The following is a 15079-nucleotide window of genomic DNA, read 5'->3' as shown; positions in this document are numbered from 1 at the left end:
GGCAGGGGGCCTACCCCCACCCACCCGGGGACCTCTGCTTACGGGCAACCGTATAGCCAGCCATTCGACTGGCGGCATCAATCGCAGACATCCCAATTCCGGCAGCCCTATGACCCGTACAACGGCACCGGTCCAGGCCGGACGCCGACGGGAACCGGGGTAGGCCCCCTGCCCGGCGCTACCGGGACCGGACCGATTCCCGGCATGATGCCGCCGATGCCGCCGCCGGGCCCCCAAAAACGGTCCCGCGCAGGGCTGTTGACCGTAGGCGCGTTGGCCATCGCGGTGGTGTCGGCGGGCATCGGCGGAGCCGCGGCGACGGCTGTCGAGCTGGGCAGCCACACCACCAACGGCAACGGGCGCACCGTCATCGGCGCGCCCACCGTCCCGGCGGCGAACATGCCGCCCGGCAGCGTCGAACAGGTCGCCTCAAAGGTGGTGCCCAGCGTCGTCATGCTGGAGACCGATCTGGGCCGCCAGTCCGAAGAGGGCTCCGGCATCATCCTTTCCGCCGACGGGCTGATCCTGACCAACAACCACGTGGTCGCGGCGGCCGCGGGGCCGCCGAAGGGCCCGGCCGCTCCGGCCCCCGGCGGTCCGCCTGGAGGCCCGGGTGGCGGACCCGGTGGTCCGGCTCCCAAGACAACCGTGACCTTCGCCGACGGCCGTACCGCACCCTTCACGGTCCTGGGCGCCGATCCCACCAGCGACATCGCCGTGATCCGCGTGCAGGGCGTCTCCGGCCTCACCCCGATCTCCCTGGGCTCCTCATCGGACCTACGCGTCGGCCAACCGGTGGTGGCCATTGGGTCGCCGCTGGGCCTGTCGGGCACGGTGACCACCGGGATCGTCAGTGCGTTGAATCGGCCGGTGTCCACCACCGGTGAGTCGGGCAACCAGAACACCGTGCTGGACGCGATTCAGACCGACGCCGCCATCAATCCGGGTAACTCCGGCGGCGCGCTGGTCAACATGAACGGCCAGCTGGTGGGCGTGAACTCGGCCATCGCCACCCTGGGTGCCGACTCGCCGGACGCCCAGAGCGGTTCGATCGGGCTCGGTTTCGCGATCCCGGTCGACCAGGCCAAGCGCATCGCCGACGAGCTGATCAGTAGTGGCAAGGCGTCGCACGCCTCGCTCGGCGTGCAGGTGACGAACGACAAGGGCTCCCCGGGAGCCAAGGTCGTCGACGTCGTGCCGGGTGGTGCGGCCTCGAGCGCCGGCGTGCCGAAGAATGTGATCGTCACCAAGGTCGACGATCGTCCGATCAGTAGCGCTGACGCCCTGGTCGCGGCCGTGCGGTCCAAGGCGCCCGGCGACAAGATCTCGCTGACCTTCCAGGATCCCGCTGGTGGCAGCCGTACCGTGCCGGTGACCCTGGGGAAGGCGGATCAGTAATGCGAGTCGAAGAACCCTCGGCGGCGGGATTGTCGGATCTCGGTTATACCGTGGCACCCATGGAAACGGGTGCGGAGTTGGTGGTCGGCCGGGCTCTGGTCGTGGTGGTCGACGATCGCACCGCTCACGGGGACGAGGACCACAGTGGGCCGCTGGTAACCGAACTGCTGACCGAGGCGGGATTCGTCGTCGACGGTGTGGTTGCGGTCGCGGCGGACGAGGTCGAAATTCGCAACGCGCTCAACACCGCGGTGATCGGCGGGGTGGACCTGGTGGTCTCCGTCGGCGGCACGGGCGTCACGCCGCGCGACGTCACCCCGGAGGCCACCCGCGAGATCCTGGACCGGGAAATCCTGGGCATTGCCGAAGCCATCCGGGGCTCCGGGCTGTCCGCGGGGATCATCGACGCCGGACTGTCACGCGGCCTGGCCGGGGTGTCCGGGAGCACGTTGGTGGTGAACCTGGCCGGTTCCCGGTACGCGGTGCGCGACGGCATGGCGACGCTGAACCCGCTGGCCGCTCAAATCATCGGGCAGCTGTCCAGCCTGGAGATCTGACCGCCTCAGGTCTGTGCTTCGGCGTCGGCGCGCGGTCCGTGCTCGGGCGGAGGCGTCGTGCTCGTGCCGCCGTGCTTGCCTGACGAATCTCCGTTGGTCTGGGCGAGCAGGTCGCGAATTTCGGTGAGCAGAACGATCTGGGCGTCGTCGGCCTGCTCGACCTCACCGCGCTTACGCAGCGTGTTGTAGGGCAGCACGACGAAGAAGTAGACGACCGCGGCGATCAGCACAAAGTTGATCGCGGCCGACAGCAGGATGTTCAGGTCGATGGTCTGGCCGCCACCGATGCTGATCTTCAAGATGCCGACGTTGGATTGCTGTTTGACGCCGATCCGGTTGATCAGCGGTGTGATGATGCTGTCGGTGAACTTCGTGACCAGTGCGGTGAAGGCAGTACCGATGACCACCGCGACGGCCAGGTCGACGATGTTGCCCCGCGAGAGAAACTCCTTGAACCCTTTGAACATTCCAGATGTCCTTCCTGGGATTGGACAGAGTTTGCTGTCGGCTGCGTGACCAACGGCGGCGAGGCACTCAGTGCAGGGTGAGGGTCACCGCCTGACCCAGCGTCGAGCCCGCCACCGTGTTCGCCACGCGAGCCGGCAGCGCAACTAACACTACGCGGTCGCCGTCCGCGCCCTGGACCTTTGGCTTGGCCGACACGAGCACCACGACGGCGTCGGTGGCCACCACTTTCGGAGCGGCCTGGGAGGGCTCCGACGAGCCGGTTGTCGGTGCGGCCAGTACGTCGACGACGTCGCCGACGCGGACCAGGTCGATCAGGGCGCCGTCCGCCAGCCGCAGCGGCACGATGCGGGCCCCGGGTCCCGCCTTCGACGCGATGGCGGCCTCGGCCAGCCGGCTGCCCAATAGCCGCACATCGGTGAGCACCTCGCCGCGCCTCGCCGGCCCGGCCAGCGTCGAACCGGCCACGGCGCTGACATCCGCCAGCGACCCATCGGGAATGGTTGCGGCCAAACGCTTTTCGAGACGAACATCGGCGGGGGTCAACGCGACGCCCGGCCGCAGGTCGTGATCGGCGACCACCACCTCGGCATAATCACCGGCCGGGTCGGAGCGCAGCGCGGCCAGGGCGGCCAACACGACCAGCCCGCAGGCGGCGACACGCCGCGCCAGGACGGTCCTGGTCCAATCCGGACGCAGCATCAACAGGCGGCTGAACAGGCTTGGATTCAGCGATGATTCGCCCACGCCGCGAACGTAAGCGCAACGCGGTCACCGGCGCATGCCGGCGGCAAATGCGTTTGTGGATAACCCGTTAGCTCGAGGCAGCGGCAGCGGACGCCGTGGAGGTGCTGCTCGACTTCTCGGTCGAGCCGGATTTCTCGCTCGACCCGGACTTCTCGGTGGATCCCGAGGTCGACCCGGAGTCGCTCGAAGCGGACCCATTGGTGGAACTCGTGGACTTCTTGCCGGACTCGCGGCTGTCTGTGCGGTAGAAGCCGCTGCCCTTGAACACCACGCCCACGGAGTTGAAGCGCTTGCGCAGCCGCCCGGAGCAGCGCTTGCAGGTGGTCAGCGCATCGTCGGTGAAGGCCTGCACGATGTCGAAGCGATCGTCGCACTCGGTGCACTGATAGCTGTAAGTCGGCACAAAAACCTCCGGATGATTGCAAAGTCTGTTAGCACTCTAGCGTCTCAAGTGCTAGAACCGCCACGTGACACCGCTCATTCCCGATCTGTTACCCCAGATCGAGTGGTGTTAGTCCCACTCGCGGCGTGAGCGCGTCGGTCATCGGTATGTCGTGCGGCTCGGCCGGCAACTCGTCGACCAACTCCGCGTCGCGCACGAGCGCGATCAGCCGGGCGCGGGGGTCGCGGGCGGGCAGGGAGCGATCGTAGAAACCGCGACCGCGGCCCAGCCGCACCCCGGAGCGGTCGACGGCCAACGACGGCACCAGGATCAGGCCCGCCTCCACGATCGCCGACGCCGGCAGCCACGGCTCCGGGGGCTCCAGCAATCCCCACCGCGCCGATGTCAATGTGCCGGGCCGGTATTCACCCCAGCGCAACGGCAGCGGCGCGTTGTCGGCGGTGGTGCGCGCAACCGGCAGCAGCACCCGGCCCGCCAGCCGCAGCAACACGTCCAGCATGTCGATCGAGCCGGGCTCGGCACCCACCGGCACGTATGCGCAGACGGTGCTGCCGCTGCTCACCAAGCTTTCCGCGGCCTGCAGCCGCTCGCACAACATTCGCGCCTCGGCGGCCCGAACGGCGTCGGCAACGCCGCGCCGGGCCGCCTGCAGCTGCGCCCGCAACACGGCCTTGCTGGTGGTCGCCATGCCTCAACCATTCCAGCCGGGTCTTCGGCCGCGCCACATCGACTCGGCAAACCGCACTCGGGTTATCGTGTGAACAATGTCAAGCCCAAAAGTGGTGGTCCCACACACGGCGATCGTGCCCGCTGCCGGTCTTGGTACCCGCTTCCTGCCCGCGACGAAAACGGTTCCCAAGGAGCTGCTGCCGGTCGTCGATACCCCCGGCATCGAGCTGGTCGCCGCGGAGGCGGCTGAGGCGGGCGCCGACCGCCTGGTGATCATCACCTCCGAGGGCAAGGACGGCGTCGTCGCGCACTTCGTCGAGGACCTGGTCCTCGAGGGCACGCTGGAGGCCCGCGGCAAGAAGGCCATGCTCGACAAGGTGCGCCGCGCGCCGCAGCTGATCAAGGTCGAGTCCGTGGTTCAGGCCGAGCCGCTGGGCCTGGGGCACGCCATCAGCTGCGTGGAACCTGCGCTGACGTCCGATGACGACGCCGTGATGGTGCTGCTGCCCGACGACCTGGTGCTGCCGACCGGCGTGCTGGAGACGATGGCCAAGGTGCGGGCGGACCACGGCGGGACGGTGTTGTGCGCCATCGAGGTGACGCCCGAAGAGATCAGCGCCTACGGGGTTTTCGACGTCGAGCCGGTGCCCGGCGACGACAACCCCGACGTGCTGAAGGTCAACGGCATGGTCGAGAAGCCCAAGCGCGAGGACGCGCCGTCGATGCTGGCCGCGGCGGGCCGCTACATCCTCGACCGCGCCGTGTTCGACGCGTTGCGTCGCGTCGACCGTGGGGTGGGCGGCGAAGTGCAGCTGACCGATGCGATCGCCCTGCTCATTTCCGAGGGCCACCCCGTGCATGTCGTCGTGCACCGCGGATCCCGACACGACTTGGGAAATCCCGGCGGCTACCTCAAGGCTGCGGTTGACTTTGCATTGGATCGTGACGACTACGGCCCGGATTTGCGGCGATGGTTGGTGGCGCGGTTAGGCCTGGCCGAGAAGTAGCAGGCCGATGCGCCCGGTCCGAGACGGCGCCCGTCTAGGGCAGGGAGGCGCGCTGTGCGTTCTGTGGAGGAGCAGCAGGCCCGGATAACGGCCGCCGCGGTGGCTCCGCGGCCCATCCGCGTGGCCATCGCCGAGGCGCAGGGGCTGATGTGCGCCGAGGAAGTGGTCACCGAGCGCCCCATGCCCGGGTTCGATCAGGCCGCGATCGACGGTTACGCGGTGCGCAGCGTCGACGTGCTGGGCATCGGCGAGGTGGGCGTCGACAGTCTGGGTGAGCCGCCCGGCGATGCGGAGCTCGACGAAGACCGGCGCGAGGGCCTGGTCCTGCCCGTGATGGGAACCGTCGAGGCCGGTGCGCGCACGCCGAGTCGCTTGCAGCCCCGCCAGGCCGCCCGCGTGCACACCGGGGCCCCGCTGCCCACGCTGGCGGACGCCGTCATCCCGTTGCGCTGGACCGATGGCGGCAGCTCGCGGGTGCGGATCCTGCGCGGGGCGCCGTCGGGCGCGTACGTGCGTCGCACCGGGGACGATGTGCAGCCCGGTGACGTCGCGGTACGGGCCGGCACGGTGATCGGCGCGGCCCAGGTCGGCCTGCTGGCCGCGGTCGGGCGCGAACGGGTCCTGGTCCATCCGCGGCCGCGGGTGACGGTGGTGGCCGTCGGCGGCGAACTCGTCGACATCTCGCGCACCCCCGGCAACGGCCAGGTCTACGACGTCAACTCCTACGCGCTGGCGGCGGCGGCCCGCGATGCCGGCGCGGAGGTCAACCGCATCGGCATCGTCAGCGGCGATCCCGGTGAATTCCGCGAAGTCATCGAGGGCCAGATCAACCGCGCCGAAGTGGTGGTGATCGCCGGCGGCGTCGGCGGCGCCGCGGCCGAGCCGGTGCGGTCGGTCCTTTCCGAGCTGGGGGAGATGGAGGTCGTCCGCGTCGCGATGCATCCCGGGTCCGTCCAGGGCTTCGGGCAGCTGGGCCGCGACGGCGTCCCGACGTTCCTGCTGCCCGCCAACCCGGTCAGCGCCCTGGTGGTGTTCGAGGTGATGGTGCGGCCGCTGATCCGGCTCTCCCTGGGCAAGCGCCAACCGATGCGCCGGATCGTGCAAGCCCGCACGCTGTCGCCGATCACATCGGTCGCCGGGCGCAAGGGCTACCTGCGCGGCCAGCTGATGCGCGACCAGGAGACCGGTGAATACCTGGTACAGGCGCTGGGCGGGGCGCCGGGGGCGTCCTCGCACCTGCTGGCCACCCTCGCCGAAGCGAACTGCCTCGTGGTGGTGCCCAGCGGCGCCGAACAAATCCGCACCGGCGAGATCGTCGACGTCGCCTTCTTGGCTCAGCGCGGTTAAGTGCAACGACTCCGCGCGCACGTGAACCTGTTGCGTACCAACGCCCGCCATCCGGGTTGGCCGCTGGATGTCGGGCCGTTGCGGGTCCCGGCGGGGGTGGTCCGGTTGCGGGCGGTGCGGATGCGCGACGGCGCCCAGTGGAGCCGCATCCGGTTGGCCGACCGCGCGCACCTCGAGCCGTGGGAGCCCAGCGCGGAGGGCGATTGGACGACCCGGCACACGGTCGCCGCGTGGCCGGCGCTGTGCTCCGGCCTGCGCGCCGAGGCCCGTGCGGGCCGCATGCTGCCGTACGTCATCGAGCTCGACGGGCACTTCTGTGGCCAGCTCACCATCGGCAACGTCACCCACGGGGCCCTGCGGTCGGCTTGGATCGGCTACTGGGTTCCGCGGTCGGCCACCGGTGGCGGGGTCGCCACGGCGGCGCTGGCGCTGGGCCTGGACCATTGCTTCGGCCCGGTGATGCTGCATCGCGTTGAGGCGACGGTGCGGCCCGAAAACGCCGCCAGTCGGGCGGTATTGGCGAAAGTCGGGTTCCGCCAGGAGGGGTTGCTGCAGCGCTACCTCGAGGTGGACAAGGCGTGGCGGGACCATCTCTTGATGGCCCTCACGGCCGAAGAGGTGTCCGGATCGGTGGCCTCGACCCTGGTCCGGGGCGGGCACGCCAGCTGGGCCTGACCGCCCCACGCTATGTGGCTACCGCGACACGAGTGACTTGTGGTGCTTGTGAGAGGCAAATTACAGGTGTGTAATTGTCCTGGTCACCAAGACCCGGCCGCGCTGGCCTCCGAGGGGCTTCGCGGAATCGGAACCAAAGAGAGCAGGTCGTCATGCCAAGCATTCCGCAGTCACTGTTGTGGATCTCGCTAGTAGTGCTCTGGCTGTTCGTCTTGGTGCCGATGCTCGTCAGCAAACGCGACGCCGTGCGGCGCACCAGTGACGTGGCCCTGGCGACCCGGGTCCTCAATGGGGGAGGGAACTCGCGCCTCATCAAACGCAGCGGTCCGGCCGCCGGTCACCGCAGCGACCCCGACTGGAAGCCGCCGGAAGAGTCGGCCGAAACCGAGCTCGACGAGGACCGCGACCTCGCCGGGGATGACGACGACGAGCATGCAGACGACAGCGACACCGACGAGCTGCGCCAGTTGCGCCCGGTGGTCATGAAGGTCGCGGTGCCGGAGCGCACCGAGCCCGACTACCTCGACGTCGACGTCGTCGAGGATTCACAGGCGCTCCCGGCGGGCGCGGCGGTCGAGGAGGAAGCCGAGGCCGGCGAGGACGACGAGGATTCCGACACCGACGTCGTCGCCCACGCCAGCGACGAAGAAGACGACGAAGGATTCGAATACGTCGAGGACTCATCGGGTCTGGAGCCCGAGGCCGAGACCGACGACGAGGAAATGCCTGCGCCGGTCCCGCGGAACGCCTCCCGGCGCCGCCGGTTCGACGCGAAGACCGCCGCCGCGGTCAGCGCCCGCAAGTACAAGTTCCGCAAGCGCGTGCTGATGGTGATGGCGGTCGTCCTGGTCGGCACGGCCACAGCGGCATTCAAGATCTCGCCGAGCGCCTGGTGGGCGTGCGGCACTGCCACCGCGGTGACGCTGCTGTACCTGGCCTACCTGCGGCGTCAGACCCGCATCGAGGAGAAGGTGCGTCACCGCCGCATGCAGCGGATGGCGCGGGCGCGGATGGGCGTGGAGAACGCCTACGACCGCGACTACGACGTGGTCCCGTCGCGGCTGCGGCGTCCGGGCGCGGTCGTGCTGGAAATCGACGACGAGGACCCGATCTTCGAGCACCTGGACTACGCGATGGCGATGCGGAACTACGGTTGGCCCCGGGACCTGCCGCGGGCCGTCGGCGAGTAGTGCCGGCGGTTCGGCGGTTCGCGCCGCGGCTGGTAGCCTGCTAGCGGTCAGGGGCTATGGCGCAGTTGGTAGCGCGACTCGTTCGCATCGAGTAGGTCAGGGGTTCGAATCCCCTTAGCTCCACAAAGTTTGAGCAGGTCAGGCGCATCGTTCGAGCAACATCGGGAGCGCGCGGCAGTCTGGCCGGGCCGCGCGCGGCGGCCAGGTCCGGCGTGGTCGCGGTGTCTCGTAGGCGCAAATCCGCGTGCCTACACGTCGCTCGTGTCTCAAGCACTGCGTGTGGATACGGCCGGTGTGCAGGCGATGGCCACGCGTTGGAGAAGCTACTACCCATGAGTCTTTATCCGGTCAGTCAGCTTTACGAATTCACACCGGAGGTGGAGGCAACAACGTCCTCGCGACGAAATCCCCTCGTCTTGGTGGGCGCGCTGGATGAAGCCGAGTTCATTGATATGCGCCTGTCACCCCAGCGCTCCCGCGTCGGAGTTCTGTGCGCCATTCAATGGTGTCGCGACTTCGAGGGTTCGAACGCGGCCCTGGTCGTGCTGAACGGCGTGGGAGGCGTGACCTGGTCGAACGACGACCAGGTGCGTCAGCGCCCCTGGCACGCTCAATATGGTGATTGGGAGCCGACGCGATCTGCACGGGCCGGGGGGCCATTCCCGACGCGGGATGCCGGGAACGAGGACTCGTGGGCGGTTGATGCGGCCGGCGCGTCATTGCCTCTTGAGGGTTCGAAGCGCGCTGAACCGCCGGACTATGTTCTGCGATTCGGTCGTTTGACCGTGTCGGGTCAAGCAGCTCGTATTTACATCGGGCAGATCGAGGGGTTGGGCGATACTCCGCCCGATATGGGGGAGTTGGGCGATGCCGAGATTATCGCTGGATTTCCGCAGTGGTCATCGGTAATGGAAGTCCGGGAGTACTACACGTATTTCTGGTCCGCGGAATAGCCGACCACCCAAGCTATTTCTTGTCGCGGGGCAGCCGGCAGCCGGTGTAGCCGGCGACGACCAGGTTTCCCCGGTAGCCGACTTTGATGAAGATCCCGGTGGGGCCGTAGAACCCCACGTCATGGTTCCCGGGGCTGTTCTGCATCACCTGCACCTCGGTGGCGTCGATCTTGGCGGCCGCCTGTTTGGCGGTCTCTTCGATCGTCGCCCACTGTTGCTCGGAGACCGGCACGTTGGCGGCAACGGCATCGGGGAGGAAGTAGCGTTTGCCGTCGGTTTGCTCGTACGGTCGCTCGCAGTTGTCGCCCGAGCCCTCGTGCGGTGTCTCCCACTTGATCGAGGGGATCAATTTGCTTGCGGCGGCGGTGATCTCGTTCATCGCGGCCTGCACCTGACTTTGGGTGTCCTCGAACGAGGGCAGGGACTTGAGCACCTGGAGGGCCTTGGCCGCATCGTTGGGTGGGGTGGGTGCGTAGGGGTGGCTCACGTGGCATCCTCCTGCGGCTAGTGCGATTGCGGCCACGACGATGCCCAGAATGCCGTGGCGTTGCAGGTTCCGGGGGCTGTACTGGTTCTTGCTCACTTCGTGGGAACCGCCTTATCTCCGAGTCCGGCAAGGACGGCGGCGATGTTGTAGTTGGTCGTCCTGAGCCCGCCGCCGTCGGGGAAGCGAGGGTAATCGCTGTGGCCGTGCGCGTCTTGAAGGGTGAGGGTGCCGCCATGGCCGTCGGGCACAGTGGTGGCACCGGTGGCCAGGTGGGTGAAGTTGGGGTTGGTCGCCGGGTTCGGGCCGAAGTGGCCGGCGCCGGAGGCGTCCGCCGCGCCCAGGACGCTGGTAGCGATGTCTCGGAAGGGCGGCGGCAGGAACGGTGCCACGTCGTGGGCGATGGCTGGCCCGTCGTACGTCCACTGGATCGGGTCGTCGGGCGTTTCCATGGTGAACACGTGGCCGGGCTGCAGATGTAGCTGCTGGGGCGTGGAGGCTTCGATGCCGGGGGAGCCGTAGAACAGCGCCCGCGACACCCCGTGATCGCCGGGCTCTTGCAGGGCAAGTCCGGTGGTCAGTGAGCCGTAGGAGTGTCCAATCGCGGTGAGGTCGGCGGGGCCGCCCTGGTGGGCGGCCTGTATCCCGTCGTAGAAGCCGGCCAGGTCATGCGCACCGGCCCTGGCCACGGCGTCGTGGCTGACGTCCCAGCCGCCGGCGAGCGATTTGCCGAGATCGTCCATGCCCGGCACCTGCGGCGGGTCATAACCAATCCACGCGATGGCCGAGACGGTGTCGTGTTCGTGCCCAGGGGTCAGGCTCAATTGGCGGAGGGCTTCCTTTCTGGCGTCGGTCGCCTCGGACACCATGCCCCCGATGGCGCCGTGGACGGTGGTGTTCAAACCGGGCGCCGTGACCGATACGTGGGTGGCCGTGTCGGGGTCTCCGACCGCGATCGCGGCGCGGGCCTGCTTGCCGGTTTTGGTGTCGAGCAGCATGAGCTTGCGATCGGGGCTCGCTTTGACGGTTTTGTCGACGGCCTGCAGGTCGGGCAGGTACTTGGCCCCGTCCCGGGCGGCATCGTATTGGCGTTGCCACGCCTCGTAGGCGAGGCGGTCGTCGAAAATCGCCCCCGGCTCGTTCGGCGGCGGAATGTTCTTGCCCGCCGCCCAATCGGGATGCTGGGCCTTAAGCGCGTCGGCCTGGGCGGCGGCCGCCTGAGCGCGGCCCAGTTCGTCGGCGAGAGTGAGCCGGTTGTAATGATCCCGGTCCACCGCGGGCATCCCATTGTGATTCCCGATCAATGGGTTCCGTTGATACTCGCGGTCCTTCTGCGCGGGCGTAAGAGTGTTCCAGACGTCCGCAAACTGCTTGGGGTCATCCGGCAGGTCCGGTACCGGCGACAGGGGACCCTCGACCGCCTGGATACCCGACTGGTCGTATCCATCGCCGTGCAGAGCGCCCAGTGACCGCTGCAGCGTGTTGGAGTAGCCGTCGCGGATCGACTGCAGCTGGTGCAGAGCGTCCCTGGTCTCGTCGGCGGCGTCGGCGCGGGCGTCTTTGATCAACGACTGCAACTGCGAACGACTCTGGGGATCGAGGTTGGGGTCCTCCAGATCCTTCATCGCCGCGCCGATGAGTTTGTCGAGCAGCTGCAACTGCCGTTCCAGCGCGGCGATCTCGGCGGCGCCCGCCTTCTGCGCCTCGGCCAGGGAGGCCGCGATGTTTTCCAGGTCGACGCCGATCTTGGGCAACTTCAGGGATTGCGCCCCAAGCGATTTGACCGTGCGCTGCACCTCGGCGGAATCGTTGATCGGGTGGTCGCCGTTCTGGTGGTTCCAGGCCGCGTCGAAACGGTTACGGGCTTGCTCGAACGCATGGTCCGCCTCGGCGGTGCATACCCCGGCTTGGTGGAACGCCTCCGCCAATCGCGAAATCTCGAACGGGTTCCCGGCCTGCAGACTCCGGTTGATCGCCCACGGGTCACCGCCGGCCTGGCCGATCAAATCGGCAACGTTGAGCCAGACCAGCTGCATCGCACCGCCAGAAAGTTCGCCATTCGTTCCCCGGACAGGCTGATGACGTTACTCCGCCCAGCCGGATCTCGTGTTCAAGCGGCTCTTCACGGGTGGGTGACCAGATAGGTTTCGTTGTCCAGCCCGGCGGTGAGTTCCTCGACGTCGAAGGGCCGGTCGAGGCGGGCGTGCAACGCCTTCGGGTCGATCAGCAGGCTGATCTCGGCCGTTTGGCGGGCGAACAGCCGTCCGATGAGCGGGTAGATGCGGCGCATGATCGCCCGCTCCCCGGCGGTGCAACGCGAAGCGCAGTAACCGACGTGGCCGATTTCGTCGGTGAGAATCTCGCTGTACAGCAGTTCGATTCGCTCGGCGACTTCCGGCTCGTCGGCGAACAGATCGGCGCCGGCGCGGCGCAACTCGTCGAACATGATGCAGCCCGCCATCTCGGCGGCCCCGACGAACAGAAAGCCCAACCGTGCGGGAATGAACACCCCGGTCTTCACGAATTGGCGCATCACGAACGGTGGGGGGACGACCTGGAATGTCAAGTCAAAGATGTCCAGGGCGTAGGCCAGCAGCCGCGTGTGGTAGTGCTCTTCGAGCTCGAGATAGACGTTTTCGGGAGGCAGGTTCTCGTCGCTGTTGCGCCCGTAGGTTTCGCCGAGCCCAACGCCAAACCGCTCAGCCTGGTTGAGTTTGGCCGTCGCCAGCAGGAACAGCATCTTGCGATCCAGCCCGGCTTCCGGTCGCCGGCGGCGCAGGTTGCGAAGGAAGGTGTTTCGGTCGGCGGGGTGGGCTGACCGGATGGGGTTCGCCTCGAGTTCGTTGAAGAATTGCTCGCGATTCGCCAACCGCCTGTTGAGCAGGTCGGCTTCGCCGTCACGCCGGGCCAGAAACTCCCGGTATCCCTCGATGCCGTTCATCTTTTCTCCATTCCTTTGACAATCGTTGTCACGTAACGGCTTAACTGCGCAGGATCGTGTGTTCCGGTGGCCAGCAGGGCGAAGAGCCCGGTGAGAAAGAACGTCCCGAGTTCGGTGGCGTCTACCTCCCCGGAGACTTGCCCCGCGGATTGCGCCCGGGCGATCACGCCGACCAGAAACTCGGCGACCGGGTGTTGCGCCAGCTCGTATTCGACGGGACGTGAGGACGAGAAATGCAGACCGAGCATGTCGCGGAAAACCACTGCGCCCAAACGGCGTTCGGCGTCTAGCACACGAGCGACGAGCCGCAATAGTGTCGACGTCAGGTCACCCTCGGCGTCGCCGAGTTCGCTGATGATCCGGATCTCCTCGTTGCGCTCCAGCTCGGTAAGGATGTGCTCCTTCGTCGGGAAGTGGAAATAGAACGTTCCCCGCACCACGCCCGCCGCAGCGGCGATGGCACTCACGTCGGCAGCGGCTAACCCGCGCCGCGCAATCTCCGCCAACGCGGCGTCGAACAAGCGTGCCCGCGTTTCGAGTCGTTGAGCCTCCCGGACGCCCCGCGCCGTTGCAGCCTCGGTAGGGGCGGGTGAATTCATGAAAGCACGTTACGGCAGACCATTGACGCCCGTCAATGACGGTCGTCAGCGACTTAGAGGGGACTAGAGCGCCCGCGGTTGCACACCGCACGAGCGGGGTACTGATCCTTTCGGACAAGCCACGAACCCGAAAGGACCGAATGGCGACGCGCGAGGACAACTCCACCGACGGCCTGCTGCAGGAACTCCTGTGGGCCTACGGGCCGTGCGGCCAGGAGGCCGACGTACGCGCCGTCTGTGCCCGCGAACTGCGTCCCGTCGTCGACGACATGTGGAGCGACGACGCCGGCAACCTGATCGGGTACATCGCCGCCGACCCTCCGGCCGACGGTGTTGGACGCGCGCACCGGCACCGGGTGTCCTCGGCGGCCGAACCCGGCGTCGGGACGCGGATCATGGCGCACATGGACGAACTGTCCATGCTGGTCAAGCGCGTGGAACCGGACGGCACGCTGCACCTCACCCAGCTGGGCACGATGTACCCCGGCAACTTCGGTCTCGGACCGGTCGCCGTGCTCGGCCAGCACGAGATGCTGACCGCGGTGCTCACGCTCGGCTCCGAGCACACCACCCAGGAAAGCCCGCGGATCTGGCAGACCAAGCCCGACCAGGGCGACAAGGCCCTGGACTGGGATCACGTCTACGTCTTCACCGGCCTGAGCACCGACGAGCTAGAGGTCGCCGGCGTGCGACCGGGCACCCGGGTGTGCGTCGAGCGCAGCAAGAGGACGCTGGTCGAGTTCGGCGGGTACGTGGGCTGTTACTTCCTCGACGACCGCGCCGCCGTGACCGCGCTGCTGCGCGCGGCCGCCCGGCTGCGCGAACGCGGCCAGCGGCCCGTCGACGACCTCTACCTCGTGTTCACCACCAACGAGGAGATCGGAGGGGTGGGCGGCACCTACGCCAGCGGATCGCTGCCCGGCACCCTCACCCTGGCGCTGGAGGTTGGCCCCACCGAGCAGGAGTACGGCACCACCGTGAGCGGCGGCCCGATCGTCGGCTACAGCGACGCCTTGTGCGTCTACGACAAAGACGTCGCCGACCGGCTGATGAGCATCGCCACCGAGCTGGGTCTGTCGCCGCAGGCGGCCGTTTTGGGTGCTTTCGAATCCGACGCCTCGCACTCGAAGGCCAACGGGCTGACGCCGCGCGCGGGCTTGCTGTGCGTGCCCACGCTGAGCACCCACGGTTTCGAAGTCATGCCCCGCAGCGCGATCGACGACATGGCGTCGATCATCGTCGAGTTCGTCCTGCAGCCCGGTGCGCACGCGCGCGGCGAAGATTAATACGGTCCCAAAATTTGCCTGAACATTGCTTAAGAGGCGCGTGGCGGCCCCCGGCGCGCCGGAATGCCGGTCCTACGGTCGACGGATGAACGTTGACTACTACCTGCAGAAGGTGCCGGTTGAGTCGGTGCGGCCAGGGTTTTCGCTCGCCATCGATCAGGGCGGCGATTATCGCCTGTTCCAGGTCGAATGCACGCAGATGACGCAGCGCAGCGGTCAGCCGGTGATGTTCACCCTGACGTCGGAACCGGTCGAGGGCGGCGACCCCTGGGTGCTCGAGTGCGCGGCGGGCACGCCCGTCGTTCGAGTCCTCGGCGTGTGCAAGGTGGCCTCCTAGTCCCGTCAGCCCGGCTTTGCG

General features: G+C 67.8%; 17 protein-coding genes and 1 tRNA gene. 10 read left to right on the top strand and 8 right to left on the bottom strand.

The genetic code is table 11. The features are described from left to right. Together A5697_RS05920 and A5697_RS05915 are read left to right on the top strand one after the other, a co-directional pair. Positions 1-1398 (top strand): S1C family serine protease (locus tag A5697_RS05920; RefSeq protein ID WP_231971983.1); only part of this gene is annotated, 1398 nt, incomplete at its 5' end. Beyond that, positions 1398-1955, top strand: coding sequence for a molybdenum cofactor biosynthesis protein B (locus tag A5697_RS05915; RefSeq protein ID WP_067946170.1), 558 nt, complete (start codon positions 1398-1400; stop codon positions 1953-1955). The genes A5697_RS05920 and A5697_RS05915, both read left to right, overlap by 1 nt. Positions 1956-1960: 5 nt before the next feature. Here A5697_RS05915 and mscL read toward each other — a convergent pair whose 3' ends face one another. The 4 genes from mscL to A5697_RS05895 all read right to left on the bottom strand — a co-directional run bounded on the left by mscL (position 1961) and on the right by A5697_RS05895 (position 4258). Next, positions 1961-2422, bottom strand: a complete 462-nt coding sequence (gene mscL, locus A5697_RS05910; protein ID WP_067946171.1) for a large-conductance mechanosensitive channel protein MscL — start codon at positions 2420-2422, stop codon at positions 1961-1963. 67 nt (positions 2423-2489) lie between these two features. Then, complete coding sequence (locus A5697_RS05905; RefSeq protein ID WP_068008799.1) at positions 2490-3167, bottom strand: SAF domain-containing protein; 678 nt, start codon at positions 3165-3167, stop codon at positions 2490-2492. A gap of 67 nt (positions 3168-3234) precedes the next feature. Then, entirely contained in the window at positions 3235-3570 is a 336-nt protein-coding gene (locus tag A5697_RS05900) for an FmdB family zinc ribbon protein (protein ID WP_067946176.1), read from the bottom strand. Between the two features lie 88 nt (positions 3571-3658). Further along, positions 3659-4258, bottom strand: coding sequence for a 5-formyltetrahydrofolate cyclo-ligase (locus A5697_RS05895; RefSeq protein ID WP_067946178.1), 600 nt, complete (start codon positions 4256-4258; stop codon positions 3659-3661). Positions 4259-4334: 76 nt separating this feature from the next. Between A5697_RS05895 and A5697_RS05890 the strand changes: the two genes are divergently transcribed. The 6 genes from A5697_RS05890 to A5697_RS05865 all read left to right on the top strand — a co-directional run bounded on the left by A5697_RS05890 (position 4335) and on the right by A5697_RS05865 (position 9411). Continuing rightward, on the top strand, positions 4335-5246 hold the full coding sequence (locus tag A5697_RS05890) for a UTP--glucose-1-phosphate uridylyltransferase (protein ID WP_068008796.1): 912 nt from the start codon (positions 4335-4337) through the stop codon (positions 5244-5246). Positions 5247-5300: 54 nt separating this feature from the next. Beyond that, a complete protein-coding gene (glp, locus tag A5697_RS05885; protein WP_067946181.1) occupies positions 5301-6593 on the top strand; it encodes a gephyrin-like molybdotransferase Glp in 1293 nt (430 codons plus the stop codon). Between the two features lie 21 nt (positions 6594-6614). Continuing rightward, positions 6615-7268 (top strand): GNAT family N-acetyltransferase, encoded by a 654-nt coding sequence (locus A5697_RS05880; RefSeq protein ID WP_197500928.1) that lies wholly within the window; start codon positions 6615-6617, stop codon positions 7266-7268. 152 nt (positions 7269-7420) lie between these two features. Further along, positions 7421-8458, top strand: a complete 1038-nt coding sequence (glpR, locus tag A5697_RS05875; RefSeq protein ID WP_068008794.1) for a gephyrin-like molybdotransferase receptor GlpR — start codon at positions 7421-7423, stop codon at positions 8456-8458. Between the two features lie 50 nt (positions 8459-8508). After that, positions 8509-8581, top strand: a tRNA-Ala gene (locus A5697_RS05870). A gap of 209 nt (positions 8582-8790) precedes the next feature. Continuing rightward, positions 8791-9411 carry a hypothetical protein gene (locus A5697_RS05865; RefSeq protein WP_067946187.1) on the top strand — a complete coding sequence of 207 codons (621 nt, stop codon included), beginning with the start codon at positions 8791-8793 and terminating at the stop codon, positions 9409-9411. A gap of 13 nt (positions 9412-9424) precedes the next feature. On the opposite strand, the gene A5697_RS05860 is transcribed toward A5697_RS05865, so the two are convergent. The 4 genes from A5697_RS05860 to A5697_RS05845 all read right to left on the bottom strand — a co-directional run bounded on the left by A5697_RS05860 (position 9425) and on the right by A5697_RS05845 (position 13435). Continuing rightward, positions 9425-9994 (bottom strand): LppA family lipoprotein, encoded by a 570-nt coding sequence (locus A5697_RS05860; RefSeq protein WP_231971982.1) that lies wholly within the window; start codon positions 9992-9994, stop codon positions 9425-9427. Continuing rightward, positions 9991-11931 carry an alpha/beta hydrolase gene (locus A5697_RS05855; protein ID WP_067946191.1) on the bottom strand — a complete coding sequence of 647 codons (1941 nt, stop codon included), beginning with the start codon at positions 11929-11931 and terminating at the stop codon, positions 9991-9993. The genes A5697_RS05860 and A5697_RS05855 overlap by 4 nt, the downstream gene beginning before the upstream one ends. A gap of 86 nt (positions 11932-12017) precedes the next feature. Further along, positions 12018-12836 carry a hypothetical protein gene (locus A5697_RS05850; RefSeq protein ID WP_067946193.1) on the bottom strand — a complete coding sequence of 273 codons (819 nt, stop codon included), beginning with the start codon at positions 12834-12836 and terminating at the stop codon, positions 12018-12020. Next, on the bottom strand, positions 12833-13435 hold the full coding sequence (locus A5697_RS05845; RefSeq protein WP_067946195.1) for a TetR/AcrR family transcriptional regulator: 603 nt from the start codon (positions 13433-13435) through the stop codon (positions 12833-12835). Before A5697_RS05845 ends, A5697_RS05850 begins: the two co-directional genes overlap by 4 nt. 140 nt (positions 13436-13575) lie before the next feature. Here A5697_RS05845 and A5697_RS05840 point away from each other — a divergent pair, with 140 nt between their 5' ends. Further along, complete coding sequence (locus A5697_RS05840; protein ID WP_067946197.1) at positions 13576-14721, top strand: M20/M25/M40 family metallo-hydrolase; 1146 nt, start codon at positions 13576-13578, stop codon at positions 14719-14721. 85 nt (positions 14722-14806) lie between these two features. After that, positions 14807-15058, top strand: a complete 252-nt coding sequence (locus A5697_RS05835) for a hypothetical protein (protein ID WP_068008787.1) — start codon at positions 14807-14809, stop codon at positions 15056-15058. The last annotated feature ends 21 nt before the right edge of the window (positions 15059-15079 follow it).

Source organism: Mycobacterium sp. E3251 (assembly GCF_001666835.1).
Lineage (GTDB): Bacteria > Actinomycetota > Actinomycetes > Mycobacteriales > Mycobacteriaceae > Mycobacterium.
This window is presented reverse-complemented; position numbering and strand designations above follow the sequence as displayed.

Coding starts and splice junctions, on each gene's coding strand:
- A5697_RS05915 (WP_067946170.1), top strand. CDS start 1,398: ATGCGAGTCGAAGAACCCTCGGCGGCGGGATTGTCGGATCTCGGTTAT.
- mscL (WP_067946171.1), bottom strand. CDS start 2,422: ATGTTCAAAGGGTTCAAGGAGTTTCTCTCGCGGGGCAACATCGTCGAC.
- A5697_RS05895 (WP_067946178.1), bottom strand. CDS start 4,258: ATGGCGACCACCAGCAAGGCCGTGTTGCGGGCGCAGCTGCAGGCGGCC.
- A5697_RS05890 (WP_068008796.1), top strand. CDS start 4,335: ATGTCAAGCCCAAAAGTGGTGGTCCCACACACGGCGATCGTGCCCGCT.
- glpR (WP_068008794.1), top strand. CDS start 7,421: ATGCCAAGCATTCCGCAGTCACTGTTGTGGATCTCGCTAGTAGTGCTC.
- A5697_RS05865 (WP_067946187.1), top strand. CDS start 8,791: ATGAGTCTTTATCCGGTCAGTCAGCTTTACGAATTCACACCGGAGGTG.
- A5697_RS05855 (WP_067946191.1), bottom strand. CDS start 11,931: ATGCAGCTGGTCTGGCTCAACGTTGCCGATTTGATCGGCCAGGCCGGC.
- A5697_RS05850 (WP_067946193.1), bottom strand. CDS start 12,836: ATGAACGGCATCGAGGGATACCGGGAGTTTCTGGCCCGGCGTGACGGC.
- A5697_RS05845 (WP_067946195.1), bottom strand. CDS start 13,435: ATGAATTCACCCGCCCCTACCGAGGCTGCAACGGCGCGGGGCGTCCGG.
- A5697_RS05840 (WP_067946197.1), top strand. CDS start 13,576: ATGGCGACGCGCGAGGACAACTCCACCGACGGCCTGCTGCAGGAACTC.
- A5697_RS05835 (WP_068008787.1), top strand. CDS start 14,807: ATGAACGTTGACTACTACCTGCAGAAGGTGCCGGTTGAGTCGGTGCGG.